The 24828-nt window shown below is 37.7% G+C and carries 19 protein-coding genes; 10 read left to right on the forward strand and 9 right to left on the reverse strand.

What is annotated here, in order from left to right; all coding sequences use genetic code 11:
- The first annotated feature begins 15 nt into the window (after positions 1-15).
- The 6 genes from EGI26_RS00805 to EGI26_RS00835 all read left to right on the forward strand — a co-directional run bounded on the left by EGI26_RS00805 (position 16) and on the right by EGI26_RS00835 (position 7484).
- Positions 16-2559, forward strand: a complete 2544-nt coding sequence (locus EGI26_RS00805; RefSeq protein WP_255075696.1) for a TonB-dependent receptor — start codon at positions 16-18, stop codon at positions 2557-2559.
- Between the two features lie 125 nt (positions 2560-2684).
- Complete coding sequence (gene gatB / locus EGI26_RS00810) at positions 2685-4127, forward strand: Asp-tRNA(Asn)/Glu-tRNA(Gln) amidotransferase subunit GatB (RefSeq protein ID WP_255075699.1); 1443 nt, start codon at positions 2685-2687, stop codon at positions 4125-4127.
- A gap of 58 nt (positions 4128-4185) precedes the next feature.
- Entirely contained in the window at positions 4186-5334 is a 1149-nt protein-coding gene (locus EGI26_RS21120) for a TlpA disulfide reductase family protein (RefSeq protein WP_303626705.1), read from the forward strand.
- Between the two features lie 73 nt (positions 5335-5407).
- A complete protein-coding gene (gene proC / locus EGI26_RS00825; protein WP_255075700.1) occupies positions 5408-6208 on the forward strand; it encodes a pyrroline-5-carboxylate reductase in 801 nt (266 codons plus the stop codon).
- Complete coding sequence (gene bla / locus EGI26_RS00830) at positions 6209-6937, forward strand: subclass B1 metallo-beta-lactamase (protein WP_255075702.1); 729 nt, start codon at positions 6209-6211, stop codon at positions 6935-6937.
- Between the two features lie 85 nt (positions 6938-7022).
- Positions 7023-7484: an Lrp/AsnC family transcriptional regulator gene (locus tag EGI26_RS00835; protein WP_255036829.1), complete on the forward strand. Its 462-nt coding sequence runs from the start codon at positions 7023-7025 to the stop codon at positions 7482-7484.
- On the opposite strand, the gene EGI26_RS00840 is transcribed toward EGI26_RS00835, so the two are convergent.
- Together EGI26_RS00840 and EGI26_RS00845 are read right to left on the reverse strand one after the other, a co-directional pair.
- Complete coding sequence (locus EGI26_RS00840; RefSeq protein WP_255075703.1) at positions 7471-8049, reverse strand: DUF4126 domain-containing protein; 579 nt, start codon at positions 8047-8049, stop codon at positions 7471-7473. The two genes, EGI26_RS00835 and EGI26_RS00840, sit on opposite strands and share 14 nt — an antisense overlap.
- Before the next feature lie 2 nt (positions 8050-8051).
- Positions 8052-8936, reverse strand: coding sequence for a YicC/YloC family endoribonuclease (locus EGI26_RS00845; RefSeq protein ID WP_255075705.1), 885 nt, complete (start codon positions 8934-8936; stop codon positions 8052-8054).
- A gap of 100 nt (positions 8937-9036) precedes the next feature.
- Here EGI26_RS00845 and argS point away from each other — a divergent pair, with 100 nt between their 5' ends.
- The gene (argS, locus tag EGI26_RS00850; RefSeq protein ID WP_255075707.1) at positions 9037-10812 is read left to right on the forward strand and encodes an arginine--tRNA ligase; all 1776 of its coding nucleotides are present in this window, start codon (positions 9037-9039) and stop codon (positions 10810-10812) included.
- Positions 10813-10887: 75 nt separating this feature from the next.
- Here the strand turns inward: argS and EGI26_RS00855 are convergent, their stop codons facing one another.
- Complete coding sequence (locus EGI26_RS00855) at positions 10888-11703, reverse strand: universal stress protein (RefSeq protein WP_255075709.1); 816 nt, start codon at positions 11701-11703, stop codon at positions 10888-10890.
- Positions 11704-11822: 119 nt separating this feature from the next.
- Positions 11823-13064: an ABC transporter permease gene (locus EGI26_RS00860; protein ID WP_255075710.1), complete on the reverse strand. Its 1242-nt coding sequence runs from the start codon at positions 13062-13064 to the stop codon at positions 11823-11825.
- 152 nt (positions 13065-13216) lie between these two features.
- Between EGI26_RS00860 and ggt the strand changes: the two genes are divergently transcribed.
- Positions 13217-14992 carry a gamma-glutamyltransferase gene (ggt, locus tag EGI26_RS00865; RefSeq protein WP_255075712.1) on the forward strand — a complete coding sequence of 592 codons (1776 nt, stop codon included), beginning with the start codon at positions 13217-13219 and terminating at the stop codon, positions 14990-14992.
- Between the two features lie 128 nt (positions 14993-15120).
- On the opposite strand, the gene EGI26_RS00870 is transcribed toward ggt, so the two are convergent.
- The 3 genes from EGI26_RS00870 to rsfS all read right to left on the reverse strand — a co-directional run bounded on the left by EGI26_RS00870 (position 15121) and on the right by rsfS (position 20075).
- Positions 15121-17403: a hypothetical protein gene (locus EGI26_RS00870; protein ID WP_255075714.1), complete on the reverse strand. Its 2283-nt coding sequence runs from the start codon at positions 17401-17403 to the stop codon at positions 15121-15123.
- 213 nt (positions 17404-17616) lie between these two features.
- The gene (gene ftsH / locus EGI26_RS00875; protein ID WP_255075715.1) at positions 17617-19653 is read right to left on the reverse strand and encodes an ATP-dependent zinc metalloprotease FtsH; all 2037 of its coding nucleotides are present in this window, start codon (positions 19651-19653) and stop codon (positions 17617-17619) included.
- Between the two features lie 29 nt (positions 19654-19682).
- On the reverse strand, positions 19683-20075 hold the full coding sequence (gene rsfS / locus EGI26_RS00880; protein ID WP_255036839.1) for a ribosome silencing factor: 393 nt from the start codon (positions 20073-20075) through the stop codon (positions 19683-19685).
- Positions 20076-20168: 93 nt separating this feature from the next.
- Between rsfS and EGI26_RS00885 the strand changes: the two genes are divergently transcribed.
- Positions 20169-20936, forward strand: a complete 768-nt coding sequence (locus EGI26_RS00885; protein ID WP_255075717.1) for a biotin--[acetyl-CoA-carboxylase] ligase — start codon at positions 20169-20171, stop codon at positions 20934-20936.
- Positions 20937-21039: 103 nt separating this feature from the next.
- Positions 21040-23685 carry an MGH1-like glycoside hydrolase domain-containing protein gene (locus EGI26_RS00890; protein WP_255075718.1) on the forward strand — a complete coding sequence of 882 codons (2646 nt, stop codon included), beginning with the start codon at positions 21040-21042 and terminating at the stop codon, positions 23683-23685.
- A 7-nt stretch (positions 23686-23692) separates the two neighbouring features.
- Here EGI26_RS00890 and EGI26_RS00895 read toward each other — a convergent pair whose 3' ends face one another.
- Both EGI26_RS00895 and EGI26_RS00900 read right to left on the reverse strand, forming a co-directional pair.
- Positions 23693-24304: a hypothetical protein gene (locus EGI26_RS00895; RefSeq protein WP_255075720.1), complete on the reverse strand. Its 612-nt coding sequence runs from the start codon at positions 24302-24304 to the stop codon at positions 23693-23695.
- Complete coding sequence (locus EGI26_RS00900; protein WP_255075721.1) at positions 24297-24827, reverse strand: DinB family protein; 531 nt, start codon at positions 24825-24827, stop codon at positions 24297-24299. Before EGI26_RS00900 ends, EGI26_RS00895 begins: the two co-directional genes overlap by 8 nt.
- Position 24828 lies beyond the last annotated feature (1 nt).

Here is a 24828-nt window from a genome sequence, read left to right on the forward strand (position 1 = left end):
ACTTAACATTAATCTATGAAAAAAATTACACTGTTCTTGTTTATGCTTATCTCGACCATACAGGTATATGGCCAAAATAAAATTGGCAAAGTAACTGATCAAAACGGCGAATCCCTGGTAGGTGCTACTATTATTGAAAAAGGCACCAACAATGGCACTACTACTGATGCCACTGGTAAATTTGAAATAAAAGTAACTAATTCATCCTCATTATTTCAAATAAGCTATATTGGCTATAAATCCAAAGAACTCAAAGGATCTGAATTGGCCACAAACATTGTTTTAGAAGAAGGTAACTTATTGGATCAAATAGTAATAGTAGGCTCTAGGAGTTTAAATAGGTCCGCCACAGACACGCCAGCACCGATAGATGTGATTGATATAAAAGATATTACATCTAAAACTGGCCAACTGGACTTAAACCAACTACTTCAGTTTGCTGCACCTTCTTTCAACTCCAACAGACAATCTGGCTCTGATGGCACAGACCACGTAGATCCGGCTTCTCTCAGGGGCTTAGGTCCAGACCAAACATTGGTACTGATAAATGGCAAAAGAAGACATCAAAGTTCACTCGTAAACATTTATGGCACGAGAGGCCGTGGAAATTCGGGTACGGACTTAAACACGATACCAGCTGCAGCTATAGAAAGAATAGAAATCCTTAGAGATGGAGCAGCAGCACAATACGGATCAGACGCCATAGCTGGCGTGATTAATATTGTTTTGAAAAAAACTACAGAAACTTTAGAAATCAATGCCAACACGGGAATATATAAAGCTGGCTACCGATTTGATGACAAAAAATTTGATGGACTAAATTATAATGTAAACGCCAACTATGGCTTGAAAGTAGGAAATGGTGGTTTTGTAAATTTGACGGGTGATTTCAATTTTAGAGACCACACCAACCGAGCAAATGCAGCAGCTGATGAATTGGCTAGAAGAGAATTTGGCGATCCAAGAGCTCAAAATACAGCTATTTATTTGAACTCCAGTTTTCCCATAAATACGAATACTGCAATCTATGTATTTGGCGGTACGAACATCAGAAAAGGAGAATCTTATGCTTGGACAAGATTTGCGGATGATGACCGTAACATTCCTTCAATTTATCCTGATGGATTCGACCCATTGATAAAAGCAGATATCAAAGACAACTCTATAGCAGCAGGAATTAAGTCTAAACTAAAAGGCTGGGATATAGATTTGAGCAATACATTTGGTTCAAATAGGTTTGATTATTCTTTAGAAAATACGCTAAACTCATCTCTTGGAGCCACTTCTCCAACGGAATTTGAAGCGGGAGGTTTCAGTTTAAATCAAAACACCATCAACCTTGGATTTTCTAAATTTTTGAAAGATAAAATGGCTGGCCTGAACATAGCCTATGGAGCTGAATACAGAATGGAAAACTATGCGATTTTTGCAGGGGAAGAAAAATCGTACAAAAGCTATATTGCGGGCGTACCAGGCGGCTCACAAGGCTTTCCAGGTTTCCAGCCGAGTGACGAAATAGAAGCTTCAAGATCAAACTTTGGACTTTACTTTGACACAGAAGCAGATTTTACCAAGAAATTTATGGTAGGTGCAGCTTTAAGATTTGAAAATTACACAGACTTTGGCAATACATTGAATGGAAAGATTTCAACAAGGTTAAAAGTAAACGAAACTTTGACTTTTAGAGCAACAGCTAGTACCGGCTTTAGAGCTCCTTCTTTACCTCAAATCAATTTTAACTCCACAGTTACGAACTTCATCAATGGAAACCCAGTGGAAGTTCTAATTGCAAGAAACAATTCTGAAGTAACAAAAGCCTTGGGTATTCCGGCTCTCAAGCAAGAACTTTCAAAAAATGCCAGCCTTGGCTTTACCGTTAGACCAAACAATACGTTTTCTCTAACAGTGGATGGTTATTGGGTGCAAATCAAAGACAGGATAGTACTAACTGGACAATTTACTGACGAGGACGAACAAATAGGCCAATTACTTAAAAATGTAAATGTAGCCAAAGCTCAGTTTTTTACCAATGCAGTTAACACCACTACAACGGGCCTCGACATCATTTTGAGTAACAGAGACAAAATTGGCGAAGGACAATTAACCACTAGTTTGGCGATGAATTTCAACAAATTAACAATTGATAAAATAAATACCAACAGCCAACTAGCTGGGAAAGAAGATACTTATTTTGACCTAAGGGAACAATATTTCTTAAAAGCGTCTGCTCCACCTTCAAAAATAAATCTAACTTTTGACTACCAGATCAAGAAATTCAGTACAATGATAAGATTTGTGAGATTTGGCAAAGTAGAGTTGGCCGACTGGAATTATGACGTGGCAGAAAATGATATATATAGACCAAAAACTACTACAGATTTGTCTGTTAATTATAAAATTTCTCAAAAACTAGGTTTAGCTATCGGGTCTAATAACCTATTCAACGTATATCCTGATATGTCATCGGGTTACTACACTGAATCTGGCGGGGCTTGGGATCCTGTACAAATGGGCAGCAACGGTGCGTTTTATTATGCCAAAATAAATATCAAACTGTAAATTAAAAACTTTAGATTTTACAAACGGGCACTCAATATTCATATAAAGTGTCCGTTTTTTTGATTTATTAGGATTCCAAGGCCAAAATCATCAATTTTTGCATTATTTTTGTGAAAATTTAAGGTATGGAATACGATATTGTAATTGGCTTAGAAGTTCATTGCCAACTTGACACCAAAAGTAAAATTTTTGCGTCAGATTCAAACAAATTTGGTGGAGAACCCAATACTCACATAAGCGTTATTACTTTAGCACATCCAGGAGTATTGCCAAAACTCAACGAAAAAGCCGTTGAATATGCTATAAAACTAGGTTTAGCCTTCGATTGCAAAATAAATCAATCCAATTTTTTCGACAGAAAAAACTATTTCTATCCTGACCTTCCAAAAGGATACCAAATTTCGCAAGATAAGTCACCTATCTGTTGGGGTGGTGAGGTAAAGTTCAAAATAAAAAAAGGAAAAGATTTTAGCAACCATACCGTAAAAATCCACCACATACATATGGAAGAAGACGCTGGAAAATCAATACATGATATAGAACCAAACAATACATGTTTAGATTATAACCGAGCGGGCACTCCCCTACTCGAAATCGTTTCTGAGCCTTGCATGACCTCGCCTTTAGAAGCGGCCAGTTACTTGGCTGAAATTAGAAAAATGGTCCGTTTCCTTGGAATCGGTGATGGAAACATGGAAGAAGGCTCATTAAGGGCAGATTTAAATGTGTCTTTAAAACCAAAAGGAAGCGAAAAACTGGGTACCAAAGTAGAAATCAAAAACATGAACTCTATTCGTTTTTTGCAAAAAGCCGCTGAATATGAGATAGAACGCCAAGCCGCCATTTTAGACGCTGGAGGGACTATAATACAAGAAACTAGGAGTTTTGACCCAGAACAAGGAAAAACTTTTGGCATGAGAGTAAAAGAAACCATGAACGATTATCGTTACTTCCCTGAGCCTGACCTCGCACCAATAAGCATCAGTGATGAAGAGTTACAGACTGCGAAGTCGAACATGCCAAAACTACCTTATGATTTGTTCGAAACTTTCAGCAAAGAAATGGGTATTTTAGAAGAACACGCATATCTTTTGACCGAGGAAAAATCACTAAGTGACTATTTTATAGAAACTTGTAGCTTTACAAAAAACTATAAAAGTGTTTCAAACTGGATACTCTCGAATATTAAAGGATATTTAAACGAAAACAACCTCGACATCAGTCAGTTTGCTGTAAAACCAGCAAAGTTAGCTGAGCTAATTAAAAACATTGATGAAGGTAATATCAGCAATTCTGCGGCACAAATGTTAATGAATCTGTTAATCAACGAGCCAGAAAGTGATATTTTAGCATTGGCAAAGTCTAAGAGTCTGATACAAAGTCAAGATTCTGACTCTATGGCTATTTGGATTGAGGAAGTTTTGTCTCAAAATGCTCAGAAAGCAGAAGAATACAAGAAAGGTAAAAAAGGCTTAATGGGATTTTTTGTAGGAGAAGTAATGAAAAAATCCAAAGGTGCGGCCGACCCAAAGATTTTGAACACACTTTTGGCTGAAAAATTGAAATAAAAAATATTTATACAATTTTCATTTGTGTTACATACAGATGAAAAAACTAAATCGTAAAATGAAAAAGAATTTATTGTTCCTATTTTTTGTGGGCATAATTATGTCCTGCAATTCACAAACAAAAGAAACTTCTGGTCTTTCATTAAAAATAAAAGGTACTATTACAAACGATGTGTCGGGAATGGTTTATTTAGAACGAATGAACGAACGAAACATTGGTTCTAAAATAGATAGTGCCAAAATAACAGCCAAGGCATTTAATTTTAGCACCAAAATAGAAGAACCTGGCATTTATCAACTGAACATTGCTAATGAACAAGTTATAGGATTAATACTAGACGGTGGCGAAGAGTTGACCATTGTAGCTGACGGTTCTGCTACGCCTGACAAAGCGGCAACTGCCAAGGTAGATGGCTCCGAAAACATGAGAATGTTTAATGAAGTTATGATGGACATGCAGGCTTTCTCTAAAAATGTGAGTACTTTGGATGCTAAATTCCAAGCGGCAAAAAATGAGAAAGACAAAGGTGTTTTAAGAAATGAATATTTGGCCATGCTAGATGGTCAGAAAAACTTAGTCATGCCTAAAATAAAATCAATGGGAACATCACTTGCAGCTATAATAGCTGCAAATAACTTCCTGAAACCAGATTTTGGAGGAGAATACCAGTTTGAACTCAAAGAAAAATTAGAAAAAGCAGGCAAGAATCATTTCTTCGCCAAAATGTTTATTCAGACAATAAACCAGGCTTCGGTTGGCACAGTTGGCTCTGTGGCACCCGACTTTGAACTCACCACTTTAGAAGGCAAAAAAGTAAAACTATCTGACTTTAAGGGAAAAACCGTTATCATAGACTTTTGGGCTACTTGGTGTGGGCCGTGCATTATGGCGTTTCCCGGCATGAAAAAAGCTACAGAAAAATACAAAGATGATCCAAATGTGGTCTTCTTGTTTGTCAATACATTTGAGAGAGTGGGTGAAGGCCAATGGAAAGACCACGTAGGTAAATTCATAACCAACCGTGGATTTTCGTTTATGAACCCAGTACTTGATATTGGCAATCAAACAGCTCTAACTTATGGAGTAGAGGGTATTCCAGCCAAATTCTGTATAGATAAAGATGGAAAAGTAAAACACAAAGGCTCGGGATATTTAGGAAGTACAGAGGCAGTATTCAATGAGATGGTTGAATGGGTTGAGAAATAATTAAAACTAATTTACACAAATAGCCCAGATGAAAATTTGAGGCTATTTTTTTTGATATTTTACAATAAACATTATGAAAATAGCGATAGTAGGATGCGGAAATATGGGAATGGCCTTCGCAAGGTCTTTCATTCAATATGATTTGGTAAAAAAAGAAAACCTTTTGCTCATTGAAAAAAGCCCAGAAAGGTCCGAAATCCTAAAAAAATCAAAAGAAGGTGTGGTAGTTGATACCATTAATGATACACTTTCGACCTATGACTTGGTCATATTATCCGTAAAACCTCAAGATTTTAGTGCGGTAGCCAATGAGCTCAAAAGTTTCTTAAATCCTGAGCAAGTAGTTTTGTCAATAATGGCGGGCATAACAATGGCCAGAATACAATCCGAACTAAGTCACAAATTGGTGGTAAGAGCTATGCCCAATACACCAGCCATGCTTGGGCAAGGAATTACGGGCTTTTGTGCTTCCGAAGGCATAGGGTTTTCCAAATTGCTCAAAATTGAAAACCTTATAAATGCCACTGGACGTTCGGTGTACATTGAAGATGAAAACATGATAGATGCCGTAACCGCACTGAGTGGCAGTGGGCCTGCGTATTTTTATTATGTTGTGAAACACATGGTAGAGGCAGGTAAAACTATGGGATTCGATGAAGGTCTTTCCAGACTTCTAGTAAAACAAACCATGCTTGGAGCCTACCATCTTATAAACAACGCCGAACTCAGTCTAGATGACCTCATAAAGGCGGTAGCGTCCAAAGGCGGAACTACCGAGGCCGCACTCAGCACTTTTGCCGAGGCCAATATCGGCATTGGGCTGGAGCAAGGAATACTAAATGCCGAAAAACGGGCCAAGGAGCTTTCAAAATAAATGAAGAATTTTATCTATTTCCTATTACTTCCTATCTTTTTTGCCTGCAATCCAAGTAAATCGCTTGTAAGCATAAACGAAAAGCAGTTGGCATTTTATAAGATTAAGAAAAACACCTTTGTGCACATTTCGTTTCTGCAGACCCAAACATGGGGAAAAGTGGGTTGCAATGGAATGGTTTACATTCATAAAAACCAAGCCTTTGTGTTTGATACACCGGCTGACAACGAAACCTCCGAGGTACTAATAAAAACTTTGGAAGAACAGAAAATTAAAATAAAGGGTGTAGTAGTGAATCATTTTCACAATGACTGCCTTGGCGGACTAGAGGCTTTTCACAAAAAAGGAATCAAAAGCTATGCCTCTGAAAAAACGATAGAATTAGCGAAAAAAGACAGCGTGACCATACCACAAATAGGTTTCAAAGAAAAACTGACTTTACGAATAGGAAAAAAGGAAATTGTGAATCAATATTTGGGCGAGGCACATACCAAAGACAACATCATCAGTTATATTCCTTCCGAAAAAGCAATGTTTGGTGGGTGTATGGTTAAAGAAGTAAATGCTGGAAAAGGATTTCTTGGTGATGCAAACGAAAAAGAGTGGTCAAATACCATCCGAAATGTAAAAAAAGCGTTCCCAACTGCACAATTTATAGTTCCCGGCCATGGGAAACCAGGTGGTCAAGAATTGCTGGATTACACGATACAGATGTTTGAAATAAAATAAACTCTCACTAAGAAAATAAAACCACCAGAATCGACCATTCATTAAATGAATATCTTAAATTTGAATTTTTAAAGAATAAAATTCTATGATTGATATAGATCCGGTGGATTTGAAGATTTTAAAACTTCTCAAAAAAGACGGCATGATGACCAACAGGCAGATTGCCGTTGAACTCAATCTCACCACCACTCCCATTCACGAAAGGATAAAAAGGCTACGAAGGGATGGGTTTATAGAAAAATACACCATTGAGCTTAATCGCAAAAAACTAAATAAAAATCTAATCGTTTTCTGTAATGTATCGCTCAAAGAACACGCCCAGCAGTTTCTCACTCAATTTGAGAAAGATGTGCAAACCGTACCCGAAGTTGTAGAGTGTTATTGTGTTTCGGGAGGTTCTGACTTCCTTCTAAAGGTAATTGTATCAGACATGGAAGAGTACAAAGACTTTATTCTAAACAAGTTAGCGGCAATATCTAATATCGGAAGTGCTCAGTCACACTTTGTGATTACAGAAGCCAAGCACTCATCTATTATTGGGGAATAGTTTTTTTGTGTTTGAAAAATAGTTTCTTTAACATCCAAAATACGAGCAGAATAGCCAAAATACCCATTACAAGTGGAATCCAAAGAGATACAAGCGAAATGCCCACAGCCAGTATGTTTTCGAATGTACTGAAAAAACTATTTCCAATTCCACCGGTAAATTTTGTAGAACCCAGCCGTATTAAGGAAGTGCCAGCCTGAACTGTTCCGGCTACTCCCCCACCGGCCAATATTCCGAGTCCCCATTGCAGCGTTGGATCGTCTATTTTTAGGAACTGCGTAGTAAGGAGCGTTCCAGCAACCACAGATGCGGGTAGTGCAATAGAATCCAACAGATTGTCTATGAAAGCAATATAATAAGAGGCGATTTCGACCGCTGAGGCAACTATCAAAACAAAAGTGGCGGTATTACTCACCATCCATCCAAAATCATCAGAAACACTTACTAAACCAAACCTAGCCGCCAAATTGGACACCAAAAGTGGAATAAAAACCCTGAAACCACTACCAGCACTCAGTGCCACACCGAGCAGCAATCCGGGAACCCAAGTGATCCATTCTTCCATTTTTACAAAATATTCATGGTTTGCTCTTTGATTTTTTCGAGCTCGTCTTTCATTTGCACTACCAAACGCTGAATGACAGCGTCATTGGCCTTTGAGCCTATGGTATTAATTTCCCGACCAATTTCCTGAGCAATAAAATTGAGTTTTTTACCATTAGAAGCTATTTCCAACTCTTTTTTGAAATAATCCAAATGATTAGTCAATCGTACTTTTTCCTCAGAGATATCATATTTTTCAACATAATAGATTAACTCTTGTTCAAACCTGTTCTTGTCAAAATTCTCACTATTTACAAAATCAGCCACAGATTTCTCCAATCGTTCTCTTATGGCTGGAATCCTTTTCGGATCTTGTTCGATGACCAATTGCAAAAGACCGTCTATGATGTCAATATATTCAACAAATTTCAGCTTAGTTATTTGGCCTTCTTGCTGTCTAAATTCCTTACAGTTCGTTATCGCTTGCCCAATCAATTTCATGATTAACTTCCACTCATCTTCTACTTCCTCAGTATTTAAAGCATTGGTATTGTATGCATTAGGCATCATGGTGGCCATTCTAAGTACTTCCGTTTGGGAAGGCTCAAAGCCCAATTCCTTTGCTGTCTGAATTAAATCTTTAAAATAGGCTTTTACCAATGGGCGGTTTACAGTTGTTCCTGCCGATTCTTCGTCTTTGGGAGTTACGTTCAGCATCATCTCTATTTTTCCTCTTTCCAATTCTTTTGAAAGCAAATTCCTAACTTCGATTTCGCGATTAGAGAAACTTCTTGGAAGCCTACAATAAATATCAGAGAACTTTGAGTTGAGTGTTTTAATTTCTACGGAAACGGCCATCTTATCAGTTTCGATAGAGGCAGAACCGAAACCCGTCATTGATTGTAACATAAATAGTGATTTTCTTTTGTGTAAAACTAAGGAATTAATCGCTGAAATTGGTCAATCTAAGGCAAAAAAGTGTAATTTTGCAGCCAAATTGACAGCTTATATGGACATTATTGATATATTAACTAACAAAATCGAAGCTACCATTGAGTCCCTTTATGGAACCTCCGACAAAGTAGTTTTACAACCCACTCGCAAAGAATTTGAGGGCGATTATACTTATGTTTTTTTTGGTTTGGTGAAAAGTTTAAAAAAATCACCTCCCGAAATTGGCAACGCCATCGGAACGGCATTGTTAGCTCACAACGACATTTTTGAATCTTTCAACGTTGTTCAGGGCTTTCTAAATTTAAAACTCAAACCAAGCGTTTGGATAAATGTTTTAAATGACATTTTACAAATATCTGTTGGATCGGAAATAAATCGCAATTCCGCCTCGGTAATGGTAGAATATTCGTCCCCCAACACCAACAAACCCTTGCATTTGGGTCATTTAAGAAATAATTTCTTGGGTTATTCTGTAGCCAATATTCTTGATGCTGCTGGGTATGATGTTACAAAAGCATGTTTGGTAAACGACAGAGGAATACATATTTGTAAATCTATGGTAGCCTACAAGCATTTTGGTAATGGTGAAACACCAGAATCATCAGGAATCAAAGGAGATCATTTGGTTGGGAAATATTATGTCGAATTTGACAAAGCATATAAAAACCAGATTCAAGAACTCACGGCTAGCGGAGCTACAGAAGATGAAGCCAAGAAGTCTGCCCCAATCATGATAGAAGCACAAGAAATGCTCTTGAAATGGGAACAAAACGATGCTGAGGTTATTGAACTTTGGAAAAAACTGAACGCTTGGGTATATGAGGGTTTCGAAAAAACATACAAAAAAATAGGCGTAGATTTTGACAAAACCTACTATGAATCAAACACATACCTTCTCGGAAAAGACCTGGTAGAAGATGGATTGAAACATGAAATTTTCTACAAAAAAGAAGATAACAGTGTTTGGATTGACCTAACAGACGAAGGCCTGGACAACAAGTTGGTACTGCGAGGAGACGGAACCTCTGTATATATCACCCAAGACTTAGGAACCACTGACCTTAAATTTGATGATTTCAAATCTGAAAAATCGATTTGGGTGGTGGGAAATGAGCAAGATTACCATTTCAAGGTACTTTTTGCAATCATGAAAAAACTGGGAAGAAGCTATGCCGATGGATGTTATCATTTGTCGTATGGCATGGTGGATTTGCCTTCGGGCAAAATGAAATCGAGAGAAGGTACTGTTGTGGATGCAGATGAATTGGTAGACGAGATGATTGCCACTGCCAAAATAATGAGTGCAGAAAAGGGTAAAATTGAAGATTTGGAATCTGAAGAAAGTGCATCCTTGTTTAGAATGCTGGCTTTGGGGGCTTTAAAATACTATTTATTGAAAGTAGAACCCAAGAAAAGAATGCTATTTAACCCTGAGGAATCTATTGATTTTCAAGGAAATACTGGCCCTTTTATTCAATATACACATGCTCGTATAAAGTCAATTCTAAGAAAGGCAAATGTGGATGATAAGCAGATATTTAAACTTGAAGGAACACATATCTTGAACAGAGAAGAACTCGAATTAGTGTTTCTTGTAAAGGATTATGGTTCAGTTATCAAAAATGCCGCTGCGGAATATTCTCCTGCTTTAATTGCCAATTATACCTATGAATTGGCCAAGACATTCAATGGTTTTTATACGCAACATTCGGTGATGAATGAAGAAAATGAAAACATCAAATACTTACGCTTAGGATTAATCAAGAAAGTTGCCGAAACCATCAAACATGCTATGAGTTTGCTTGGGATTGATGTACCTGAAAGAATGTAATCTATCAAAGATTTAATTACTATAACAAAAAGGGCAAGATATAAATCTTGCCCTTTTTGTTTTATTGAACTCCAATTAATTTTCAACAATACTTAAAACAGGTATATCCGAAATATTAACCACCTCTTCAGCGATACTTCCAAATAGAAAACGCTCAAAGCCTTTTCTTCCGTGCGTAAACATGATGATGAGGTCAATATCATGGGATTCGGCATATTCTACTGTTCCTTTGGCAACAGAATCGTGTCTATATATCTCAAAATCAAAATTCTGAATGTCATAAAGTTTTTCTACATCGCGGGCTGTGTCATAAATATCACTTCTGTCATCCGTGCTTTCACCCGTATCAATAAATACAAACTTGTTTTTGGTTTCTTTTAGGTTAAACAAATCCATCGCTTTCTCTATGAAGCCTGTCTTTTCAAAATCGGTAACAAATAGTACATTTTCTATTTTTTCAAAAGCTGTATTCTCCTTCATGACTAGCACTGGGCAATCCGCTTTTCTTACAACATTTTGTGAGTTTGTTCCTTGAAAATAGTCTTTCCAACCATTTGCCCCTTCAGAACCCATAACTATCAAATCGGCCTCCTCGCTCAAAATTGCAGGAATTAATTGGTCAAAATCTTCCTTAATACTTCCTATTATCTCAACACCAGGATACCAATCTTTCCATCTTACGATTTCTCTTGCAGCATCGTTTTTCAACATATCATAGTATTCATCTTCTGTGTGAACAATAGACTCTACCAACTGATACTTAAATTTTGGAAATTTAAACATGGTCATCAAGTTTATCCTTGCATCCATGTTTTTGGCTAATTTCACGGCCGCCGACATAGCATTTTCTGCAGCTAAATGAAAATCGGTAGGCACTAAAATGGTTTTCATATTCTGAACATTATTTATACTACAAATGTATATAAGCAGTAATTCAGAAATAATGACGAAAACCCAAATATGAGATGATTAACGACAGTTTTTATACAATTTCTATTTCTGTAAAAAACCTATTTAGCTCTGATGGCAATAACAGGATCTAATTTAGATGCTTGCGAAGCCGGAATCAGTCCTGCCACAATACCAATGATACTAGAGATAGTAATTCCAAAAATTATGTTTCCAGAAGAAAGCACAATATCCAAACTACCAAGATCTATAAAACTCGCTAAGTAGACCAAAATCAAGCCAAATAAACCTCCAATCAAACAAAGGAATATGGCTTCAAAAAGGAATTGAAACAATATAAAGTAGTTTTTGGCACCCAATGATTTCTGAATTCCAATAATATTGGTGCGTTCTTTTACAGAAACAAACATAATGTTGGCTATACCAAAGCCACCTATTAAAAGAGAAAACAGACCAATGACAAAGCCCCCAGCTCTGAGTGAGCCAAAAATAGTGGTTAGGAAATTCGCAGCAGCATCAGGTCTATTTAAAGCAAAATTATCTTCTTCCAATGGCCTCAATCCTCTGATTGTACGCATCTTACCTTTTATCTCACTTTCTAATTTCTCCATTTTCAGGTCAGTTTCAAAAGCCTGAACTTGTATCATCCCATAAAGATTCCCCGAGCTAAACATCCGCTTGTGTTTGACAAACGGCACATACACTTTCTGATCTGGATTTCCTCCCACATCTACTAGTTGCTTACCTTTTTTCTCTTGCATGCCAATCACCATAAAATTCTCTCCCTTGATTTTCATTTGTTTACCTATGGGATTCTCCTCACCAAACAAAGTTTCAGCTATTTCTGCACCTATAATTACCACGTTTCGGCCAGATTCGATTTCAGTGGGCGAAAAATATCTGCCATCTATCACTGGAACATCAGAAATTAAATTAAAATCATACGTAATGCCCTGAACAAGAGCATTATAACTATTGCTTTGGTATTTCACTTGGGTGGCAGACCAATCCATAATGGTTACGGCGGCTGCATTTTCTAGATTTTCTTTGAGATATTTATACTCCGAATATTTCGGTCGGGGTCTATTGAAATACTTCCACCAAGGATACTCACCATCGCCAAACTGCCAAGGGAATTTATCAACATAAATGGTTTTATCTCCAATCGAACTCAAGCTGGTTTTGATATTGGCTTCCAAGGAGTCTACCATTGTATAAACGCCAATTATAGAGAAGATACCTATCGTAACACCTGAAAGCGACAGAACTGTCCGAAGCAAATTAGACCGAAGAGCTTGCCATGCAAACCTTAAACTTTCGAACGTGAGTTTGAAAAACAACATCCTTGAGATTTTATTATTATTAAAGTAAAAATTGCAAAAAAAAAGGAATTTGAATTAAGTAATTTTATAAATGATGCAAAACACTTAACTTAACGGTAAATATCCATGATTGATGGAAACCCTATTATAAACTTATCAACTAAAACTAACCAATGAAAAACCTCTTCTACTTATTTTTGCTTTTAATCTTATTTGTTTTTGGATGCAAAACTAATCCCAAATCAACATCCAAAGAAAACGATAAGGACTTGTTTTCGTTGTTTGTAGAAGACCCCAGCACCAAGCCATTTTTTTCTGAAAAAAAAGGCGTATTTGCCAAAAATGGAATGGTGGCAGCAGCACATGCTGAAGCCTCCAATGCAGGAATAGAAATACTCAAAATGGGTGGAAATGCCATAGATGCGGCTGTAGCTACGCATTTTGCACTTGCGGTGGTTTTCCCCTTTGCAGGAAACTTGGGCGGTGGTGGATTTGCAGTTATTCGAACTAAAAATGGACAAGCTCATACTATAGATTTCAGAGAAAAAGCACCTTTGAAAGCACATAGAGATATGTATTTGGATAAAGATGGGAATGTTATTCAAGGTCTGAGTTTGCAGGGTCATTTGGCCAGCGGAGTACCTGGATCTGTGGATGGGATGGTAGAAATGCACCAAAAATTCGGGAAACTTTCTTGGGAAAAGCTCCTAGAACCTGCCATAAGACTTGCAGAAAATGGTGTGATATTAACCGAAAGAGAAGCTTTGGGATTAAATAACAATATGGCGGTTTTCAAGAAAGTTAACGGCGAAAATCTAAGCTATTTTGTTAAGCTAGATGGCTCTAAGTGGGCAAAAGGTGATATTCTTATCCAAAAAGACCTTGCAGAAACGTTAAAATTGATTCAAACACAAAAACGTGCAGGTTTTTATGAAGGCAAAACAGCCAATCTTCTAGTGGATGAAATGACCAAAGGCGGTGGAATCATTAGCCACGATGACCTTAAAAAATATCACTCAGCATGGAGAAAGCCAATTGTTGCAGCTTATAAAAAGTACAAAATCATTACTATGCCGCCTTCTTCTAGTGGCGGAGTGGCATTACTTCAATTATTGAGACTGGTGGAGCAATATCCACTTCAGAAATGGGGTTGGAACTCCAGCAACACCACCCAAGTAATGATTGAGGCTGAAAGACGAGTTTATGCCGACAGAGCCAAGTGGATGGGAGACACTGATTTTATAGATGTACCTATCGATAAACTTATTAGCCAGGAATATTTAAAAACAAGATGGGCCGATTTTGATAGCACGAAAGCAACCGACAGCAAAGATATTAAAGGAGGTACACTTCCTGGTTACGAGTCTTTAGAAACTACTCATTACTCTGTGGTGGATGCCGATGGAAATGCAGTCTCTATCACTACCACCTTAAATGGAGCCTATGGAAGCAAAGTTATAGTTTCAGGTGGAGGTTTTTTAATGAACAATGAAATGGATGATTTCAGTATAAAAACTGGAGTTCCGAACATGTTTGGATTGCTGGGTTCAAAAGCCAATGAAATCCAACCTGAAAAAAGAATGCTCAGCTCTATGACACCAACTATTGTAGAAAAAGACGGGAAACTGCTGATGGTAGTGGGTACGCCAGGCGGAAGCACCATTATTACTTCTGTTTATCAGACTATTCTGAATGTAATTGAACATAAAATGACCATGCAGCAGGCCGTAAATGCCTTAAAATTTCATCACCAATGGCTTCCTGATCGTACTGTTTTTGAAGCCAATTCATTTAGTGACAAAACTTTGGAGACTTTAAGAAACAAGGGTTATGTGATGGATCAACAAAAGGGAACATTGGGCAGAATGGATTGTATTTTGGTTTACCCAGATGGAACACTAGAAGGTGCCTCTGACCCACGAGCTGACAATACCAGTATTGGATTTTAAAGTACAATAACATATTTCTTGACACCCCAAAAAGGCGAATGGCCGAAGATTCACATCCTCGACCATTCTTTTTTATCACTCAATAGAAATTCTCCTTTGCAATTTAATTATACATTTTCTTATCCAAATTACTTCAACAGCGTCCTCTGACTAATGGTTTTTCCCTTTCCATCTGTTCCATATACGGTTATGAGGTATTTTTTACTCAAATCCGAATTATTAAAACTTATACTTGTTTTTCCATACATATCTGTCTTCTGAAGCGGATTCCAATATAAGGTCTTTCGTCTATCAGGTTTGGCAACAGCCTTTGTATATTTGGGAGCGTATATATTTCTGGCATACGTGTAGCCCATAAATGTCTGAAATTTATTGTTTTTATAAACACTAAAAAGATCATTTCCTTTTGAGGTTAGAAGGTTAACTATAGTGCCAGATTCCTGCCCAAGTTTTACAGTTTTCTCCTTTTTTTGTATAAAATCTAACCAAACAATATCTGATGGCTTGATTAAATTTAAGAATTCGAGTGGCACTCTTGTTCCATCCAACATCACCCAATTCTCATTTTTATTGATGAGTTTTCCTGATAATTCGGGAATGTTTTTCTCTATCAAATCTACCAAATTAGAAATAGTAGAACTAGAATCAACGGATATGCTTGTCGCAAAATCTGGTTCCCAATTGTAAGCACGTCGTCTGAAATCGTTTTTAAAATCTTTGTTCTTTTGACCGGTGATTACCACCTCTTTCAAGGCCATAGATTTAGCTGGCACAGCTGTATTTGGTTTCTGAGCAATTGGCTTAATAGGACTATTTGCAAGTGCCAAAGGCTTCATTGGAATCCCAGGCTTGGCAACAGCAGCTTCAACTTTAGGACTGTAAATGTCATCAAATTTTAACTCTAAAAATTCCCCCATTTCATTGGATGCCAAAACCTTAACGGTATCCGTCCAGTGGTCTCTGATTTCAAAATATCCGCTTGAATCCGTCACAGTCTCTTGATATTTCATTCCGATTTTATCCCAAAAATACAATTTCAGTTTCTCATTCTTTTTCAGAGCCTGATTCTGTGATACAGAAGCCTTCATCGAAAGATTGTTTTCAGCTACAAAATTAGTTGCCTTGGCTTCTTTTCTCCAATCTTGGGTCATCATTAGGTTATCCAAATAGAACTTTGAAACCGTAGGTTGAAATTCAAATAACGAATCCAGTTTTTGAATTTCGGACTCAAAATCTGCATCAAAAACAAGACTGTTTTGCATAATTTCTACTTTCGGGCTAAATACTGCTGACGGAGTAACGTCAACCACTGAAATAGATAAATCGAGATTTGGAATAGGTTTTTGGTTATCGTCTAAGACCATCAAATCGAAATTCACTTTGCCTTTCGGAAGCAAATTGGGCTTGTAGTTTTTCACAGACAAACTATTTTTTGCATTTGTCAGAAAATAAACCAGTCGCTTGCAAACTGCTTTTCCTTCCAAGTCTTCAACGGCAATTTCTACTACTCCGGCATTTGGCACTAAATCATTTTTGAGAACAAACTTAAAATTTGAACTCGTAGTTTCGAAGGGTAATTTCAATATAACTTCGGCTCTTTGGCGAGCTACAATGTTAAACCTTGCGGGTTCATTGTTGTTCGTAAATACATTTATAAGTACGCCATCCGAAAAAACCACATTATCTGTAGCCAATACATAACCTACAGTTTGAGCTTCAGGCAACATTTCTTTGTAGACCTTACCTGCATGAGTAAAAACAGCATAATACTTCATACCAGAGGCCGGCTTGAGTATGAATGTTCCAATTTTCTGTATATCAGGATAAAAAGTGGTTACCAACTTTCCAGTACTGTCTTCAATCTTTCCTTCAAATGTCTTTGGTAAACTAGGAAAGTTATTGAATTTAACAGCCACCTTACTTGAAATTCCGTCAACCAACTGACCGCCTTCTGGATAAAAAACAACTTCGGGTTTGGTCTGATTTTTAGCACTTAATAAACTTGCAGGAGCAGGTATAGTACTTACGATTTTTATATTCTTGGTATAAAATGCTTTTTCACTATAATTTCTCATCAAATGCGTGTAGGCAGTTAACTCATATTGTCCAGCCACCAAATTTTTAGGCAGGATCAGTTGAGAATTAGCGTGTCCATTCTGCACCACTACTTTGGCTTCTTTAATAATCTTATTCAGCTTATTTTGAAGTAATAGATATACTACTTGGCTCTTTTGTGAAAGATGATGAGAAGTAGCCTCAAAAACGTAGGCTTTTAGCCAAATGGTATCGCCAGCCGCATAGCTGTCTTTGTCTGTATGAACAAAAATCTTTTCGGATTGATAAGTCGATGATTGAGCAAAAACTTGCCCAGCAAGGAGAACCAATAAAACTAAAAACTTAAACTTTTGCATATTAGGAGGCCACATTTTGGGTTTAGACTAGTAAATACAAATACTGTGCCTATGTAAAATAGACTTTAAATTTAATCGTATTTAATTATATTTTCAACCTATTTTTGGAGACTGAATCAATATTTTTGCCTAAACTTTCATTACATGGACTCTGTGGATTTGCTTGTCACTGAAAAAAGTGCATAAAAAAACCCGATTCCTCGGGTTCTTTTATTATTTCGTTTCGGCAGTGTCATTTACTTCGGGGTCCTTGTCGGCTCCCTCTGTCACAACTACTTCATCTTTTTTATCCAAAAACTCTTGATAAACAGTAGGCTTTTCAAATGGCCTCTCACCTATTAGCCCAACTAAATCATGCTGATAAATGATTTCTCTTTCTAACAAAGCTTTGGCCAGTATTTCGAGTTTGTCACGGTGCTCTAAAAGCAGATCTTTGGTGGCCGAATACGCCAAATCAATCATTTTCTTAACTTCCTCGTCTATAACTTGAGCGGTAAGCTCAGAGTAAGGCTTCGTAAACGAATACTCACTTTGACCTTTGGAATCATAATAGCTTACGTTTCCGATCTTCTCGTTCATACCATATACCGTAACCATACTGTAAGCCAACTTTGTGATTTTCTCCAAGTCACTCAATGCACCTGTTGATATTTTCCCGAAAATCACTTCTTCAGCTGCTCTACCGCCTAAGGTCATGCACATTTCATCGAAAAGTTGTTCTGTACGATACAAATACTGCTCTTTTGGCAAATATTGAGCATATCCCAAAGCCGCAATTCCTCTTGGAACAATACTAACTTTAACCAAAGGATTTGCGTGTTCTAAAAACCAACCAGCAATCGCATGACCAGCTTCATGATAAGCTACAATTTCTTTCTCCTCTGGCGAAATCAATTTATTCCGTTTTTCCAAACCACCAATTTCTCTATCTATCGCATCTTGGAAATCCTTCATTTCCACTTGCTTTTTGCCTCTTCGTGCAGCCAAAAGAGCCGCTTCGTTACAAACGTTGGCAATTTCAGCACCAGCAAATCCTGGAGTTTGAGCGGCCAATTTCTTAGGATCCACTTCTTCTGCAAACTTAATTGGCTTCAAGTGAACTTTGAATATTGCCTCACGACCGTTGATATCAGGCACATCTACACTTATCTGCCGGTCAAATCTACCTGGTCTTAACAAGGCTGGGTCTAAAACATCTGGACGGTTGGTCGCTGCTAAAATAATAATTCCAGAATCCGATCCAAAACCATCCATTTCTACCAAAAGTGAGTTCAGTGTATTCTCTCTTTCGTCATTTCCGCCTGGCATAGAGCCTTTTCCACGGGAACGACCTACAGCATCTATTTCATCAATAAATATGATACAAGGTGCTTTTTCTTTGGCTTGTTTAAACAAGTCTCTTACTCTGGCAGCTCCTACACCCACAAACATCTCAACAAAGTCAGAACCCGAAAGCGAGAAAAACGGCACGCTCGCCTCACCTGCTACAGCCTTAGCCATCAACGTTTTACCTGTTCCTGGAGGGCCTACCAATAAGGCTCCTTTCGGTATTTTTCCACCCAGCTCAGTATATTTGCCTGGTTTTTTCAAAAACTCTACAATCTCAGTAAGTTCTTCTTTGGCCTCATCTAAACCCGCTACGTCTTGAAAAGTAATTTTAACTTTATTGTCAGCATCAAAAAGAGCCGCTTTAGATTTTCCTATATTGAACAATGCACCTCCCGGACCTCCACCTGACATTCTCGTCATGATAAAGTACATTAATCCAAAAAAGAACAATATAGGGAACCATTGCCAAAAAATATTCATATAGTCACTTCTCGTGACTGTTTCTGGATACAGTGTGCCTTTAATATCCTCAGGAATGGCGGCAGTTTTCAGGAAGTTATTGTACTCATACATAAACGAGTCTTCCGATACGATGTCCACACGAAGATGAGGCCCAGTTGAAAATTTATTATTGGCCAGTTTTGCCTTGTATTCGGGTTTTGTAAGGGCCGAGGGAGAAAGGTTTATTTCTAACGAATTAGTACCTTTAACCAAGAAAACCTTCTGTACGTCTCCGTCTATCACCATTTTCTCAAACGACTTGTAAGGCACAGATCCTAGCTTATTTGTACTACTAAAAAATACCAGACCCATGATGGCTAATATTAAAGCCGCCACTACCCATCCTTGAAGCCCACCAGGATTTGGAGTCAGCTTCTTCTTCGGTTTATCCGAAGAATTGTTGTTGTTGCTTTCAGACATATTAAATTTTAAATAAAATCTTTGGTTGTTTAACTAAGCGGAGTTAGAGAAGGTTTCAATGTATCGCCATAATATGTACAATCGGCATCGCCCCAAAGCGACTCAATGTCATAGAATTCACGACGATCCTTTTTGAAAACGTGAACGACCACGTCAACATAATCTAATAATATCCACTCTTTATTTTGAATACCCTCCTTGTGCCAAGGAGATTCTTTGGTAGACTTGAACACCTCTTCGTCTACTGAGCCAGCAATGGCATCTATTTGTGTGTCGGAACTACCGGAGCAAATAACAAAAAAGTCCGTAATAGCACCCTGAATCTTCCTTAAATCCATCTTTATGATATCAAAACCTTTCTTCTCTTGCATCCCGTTAATAATGGAATCGCACAATACCTCACTCGAAATCTTTTTCTTCATTAAACTGTAAATTGGTTAAATTTGCGAGCGGTAAGAAAAGCATAAAAAACTCTTACGTCGCAGATTTTCTATAAAACGCTAAATTAATTTATTTTGGTCAATATTCAGCCCAAAACTTTATTTGTCGGCAAAAATCTAGTATTTCTGCCATCTTGTCACTCTACCAACGACATTGCAAGCGAAATAATTCAAAATAAAGAATTTATTGACGGAACTGTCATAATTGCCGACCACCAAACCGCAGGAAAAGGTCAGCGGGGAAATGTATGGGAAAGTACCCCTGGAGAAAACCTTCTGATGAGCATTATTCTTAAAACTTCTTTTATAAAAATCGAACACCAATTTAACCTAAGCATTTCCGTTGCTGTATCGGTATTTGAGGCTTTAAATTCATTTGGAGTTTCTAATTTATCCATAAAATGGCCCAATGACATTTATCTGAATCAGAAAAAAATAGGTGGCATCCTGATAGAAAATAGCATTTTAGGGCAAAAAATGGGAAACTCCATCATTGGAATCGGCTTAAACATCCACCAAACTAAATTTGAAAACCCAAGAGCAAGCTCTCTCGTTTTGGAATTTCCGCAAATGGTATTCAATAGAGATGCCATTGCAGAAAAAATATGCGAATTTTTAGAACAAAATCTTGATGTTTTGAAAGAAGGCCAAACAAATGAAATACAGAAAAAGTATTTCGACAACCTGTTTGCCAAAAACGAAAAGCGATTGTTTAGGACTTCTGAAGGAATAGTGGAAGGCAAAATAACTGGTGTAACTGAAAACGGGCTTTTGAAAATAATAAGTCAAAACACAGAAAAATATTACAATATCAAGGAAATAGAATATCTTTTTGATGATTAACCTTGAGAATTTTGGGTAAGTCGAACAAAATAATATTTTTGCAAATATACAAAACGAAAAAACAACCTAAAAAACCAAAAGCTGGAAGGATTATTTTTAACCTATGGAATCAAATACAGAAAGAAAAAGGCTTTTAGAAAGAACAGACAACAAGGGCTGGAAAAAATGGGGACCATACCTTTCAGAGCGTCAATGGGGCACTGTAAGAGAAGACTACAGTGTTTATGGCGATGCTTGGAACTACCTGACACACGACATGGCTCGTTCTAGAGCCTATAGGTGGGGCGAAGACGGTATTGGAGGAATTTCAGACAACAAACAGCATATTTGTTTTGCATTAGCTCTTTGGAACCACAAAGATTCCATACTGAAGGAAAGATTATTTGGGCTGACAAACAACGAAGGCAATCATGGAGAAGACGTAAAAGAATTATACTATTATCTTGACAGTACGCCTACACATTCTTACATGAAAATGCTTTATAAATACCCAATAGAGGCTTTTCCATATGAAAAAATAACTACCACAAACAATCACAGAAGTATAAAAGAGGACGAGTTTGAAATTATAGATACGGGGATATTTGATACTGATAATTACTTCGATATTTTTATAGAATATGCTAAAAAAGACGTAAACGATATCTGCATAAAAATAACTGCTACCAATAGAAGTAAAAAAGACGCCCCTTTGACTTTATTACCAACTATTTGGTTCAGAAACACTTGGTCGTGGGGTTATGAAGAATTCGAAAAAAAACCTATACTTTCTGGCATATCCAATAGTCAAATTGAGGTAAACCATAGGTTGTTTGAACGAATGAAACTTTACTGTTTAGACGCAGACCAATTGCTTTTTTGTGAAAATGAAACCAATATGGAACGGGTATTTGGTAAAGAAAACCAAAGCTTATACACGAAAGACGGCATAAACAACTACGTGATTCATGGAAAAGAAAAGGCAATAAACCCAAATAATATTGGCACTAAGGCCTCCGCAAAATATTCAAAAAAAATAAAAGCGGGGAGCTCTGAGACCTTCTGTCTTAGATTTTCAGACAAAACCAACCTAAAAGAACCCTTTCAAGACTTTGAAGACATCTTTACGGAGAGCGTTAAAGTTGCCGACGATTTTTATGAGATTGTTCAAAAAGACATAAAAAGCCAAGAAGAAAGAGCCATACAAAGGCAAGCATTTGCAGGAATGATGTGGAGTAAACAATTTTACTATTATAACATTGACCAGTGGATGAATGGCGACCCAAAAATGCCATTTGAATTTAGAGGAAGAGCATTTGAGCGAAATTCTCCTTGGAAACATGCCTACATGGCCAATATACTTTCAATGCCAGACAAGTGGGAATACCCATGGTTTGCTGCTTGGGATTTGGCATTCCATACAGCCACTTTGGCACGAATAGACCCTGACTTTGCCAAAAGACAGCTGGCTGTCGTGCTTAGAGAATATTACATGCACCCGAACGGACAAATACCTGCATACGAATGGAATTTCTCTGACGTAAACCCACCAGTACATGCTTGGGCTACATGGAAAGTGTATGAAATAGACAAAGAAATGAACGGTGGAAAAGGTGATGTTGGCTTTTTGGAGAGAATTTTCCACAAACTACTCCTAAACTTTACTTGGTGGGTAAATCAAAAGGACGAAGACGGCAATAATATTTTTGGTGGCGGATTTTTAGGGCTTGATAATATCGGGGTTTTTGACAGAAATGCACAGATTCCCGGTGTAAAACTTCAGCAAGCAGATGCTACAGGCTGGATGGCTATTTATACGCTTAATATGCTGAAAATCGCCTGTGAAATATCTCTAGAGCGACCAGCGTACCAAGACATGGCCTCTAAGTTTTTTGAGCATTTTCTATACATAGCCGCTGCCATAAACAAGCCTATGGACGAAGAAGGAAATGGACTTTGGGATGAAGAAGATCAGTTTTACTATGATAAAATATACACACCAAACGCCAATACTCTATTTCTAAAAATCAGATCTTTGGTAGGGTTGATACCGCTTTGTGCTGTGGAAGTTATTAGTGAAGATTTATTACAAAAACTGCCTGACTTTAAACGTCGATTGGAGTGGATTCTTAAAAATAGACCTGACTTGGCAGGGTTGATATCAAGGTGGCATGAGCCAGGCAAGGGTGAAACACACTTACTTTCATTATTGAGAGGACATAGAATGAAAATGGTTTTCAAGCGTCTATTCGACGAAAGTGAGTTCTTGTCGGACTATGGCATAAGATCCATGTCGAAATTCCACTTGGAAAATCCGTATCATTTTAATCTACATGGCGAACACCTGAATGTAAAATACACCCCAGGTGAGTCTGACCTGACCATTATGGGCGGAAATTCCAATTGGCGTGGGCCAGTTTGGTTCCCACTTAACTACCTGATAATAGACTCTTTGCATAAATACTCCAACTATTATGGCGAAGATTATGAAGTAGAGTATCCAACAAACTCAGGGGAGATTGTTACGATAAGAGAAGCTGCCTTGCAAATATCGGAGCGTTTAATCAACATCTTTAAAAAAGGCGAAGATGGCAACAAACCGTTTATGGGCAGTGTTGAAAAGTTTAACAAAGATAAAGACTTTAAAGACTACTACCATTTCTACGAGTATTTCCATGGCGACAACGGCAAGGGCCTCGGAGCCGCCCACCAAACAGGCTGGACAGGCTTAGTGGCGGATTTGATTCAGGAGGTGAATGAGAAGAAGTGAGGGACTCTCACCCAAACAACCCTCCACTCCCTTCCTCAACAAATATCTTTTTGTCGGTGATAAACTGGCGGTTGTCTTCGAGGAATTCGGTGAAAAGCTCCATGTGGTGGAGCATGGCAGAGAAGTCGTAAGTAGCTATGTAGTAGGTTTCAATATGGATTTCTTTGAAATCGTAGATGATATATTCCATCTCCGTACAGCCTCTGTCTTTGAGGGCATACATGTATAAATTCTGGAAATTGTGCTGAAACTTGTTGGGTTTGTAACTTGAAGTTGTTTTGATGTCGATCACTTTGCCTTCTCCAACCACATCAGCAAAGCCGTAGAACTGAATGTTTTGGTGGGTGAATTTTATGGGCATTTGCTCCACTCGGGAAGTAGGCAACATGTTCCTTACTTTTTCAACTATTTGATTCTCAAAAGCATGCGGTTTATTTTTGAGAACTGCTTCCTCAAAATTCGACCCCTTTTTCATTCTTTTGAGAGTGGCATCATCAAAATCTCTTATGCGATTTATCCTGTTGAGTAGTTGAGTTCTCATTTCCAAAGTGGGCGAACTCAGGTATTTCCCAAACTCGTTGAGTAAGGTAGGATAAAGACGATATTTTATATCAGACATGAGCTGCTAAGGTCTCTAGCTCAGCCATTTGCCTTAGGTGATGCCTAGTGTGCATTTCCAGGTTCCTAAACCATTCTTGAGCATTAAAAAAACCAAAGACCGGGTGTTTTGTTTTATAATCTCCGCCGTCTTGATTTATCATCTCTACCAAATCTCTGGCAGAATTTAAAATCTCTTCTATTTCCAAAAGATATTCTTTTTGGGGCTTGCCCGTATATATTACCATCCCAAATGCCTCTGGCATTTTTACTTTTTTGTTCGGAAAGCCATTGTTATTCATTACCCATTCGCCTTCCATAGTCTTTTCGCCTCCTATTTGCCCGCCTCTTTGTTCTAGGCATCTTTTGATATTGGCTAGGAAGAATTTTTTAGAAGATTCACAAATGTGCTCATACATTTGAGCCAAAGACCATTTCTCAGGATTAGAAACAAAAGCGAATTGCTCTGGGCTAAGCCTTTGATTGCATTCAGTTAGCACACCAAATGCATTTTCTATTTCTTTTAAAGTGTTGCTATTGTTCATA

Origin of the sequence: Lacihabitans sp. CCS-44 (assembly GCF_024343735.1) — a bacterium.
GTDB lineage: Bacteria > Bacteroidota > Bacteroidia > Cytophagales > Spirosomataceae > Leadbetterella.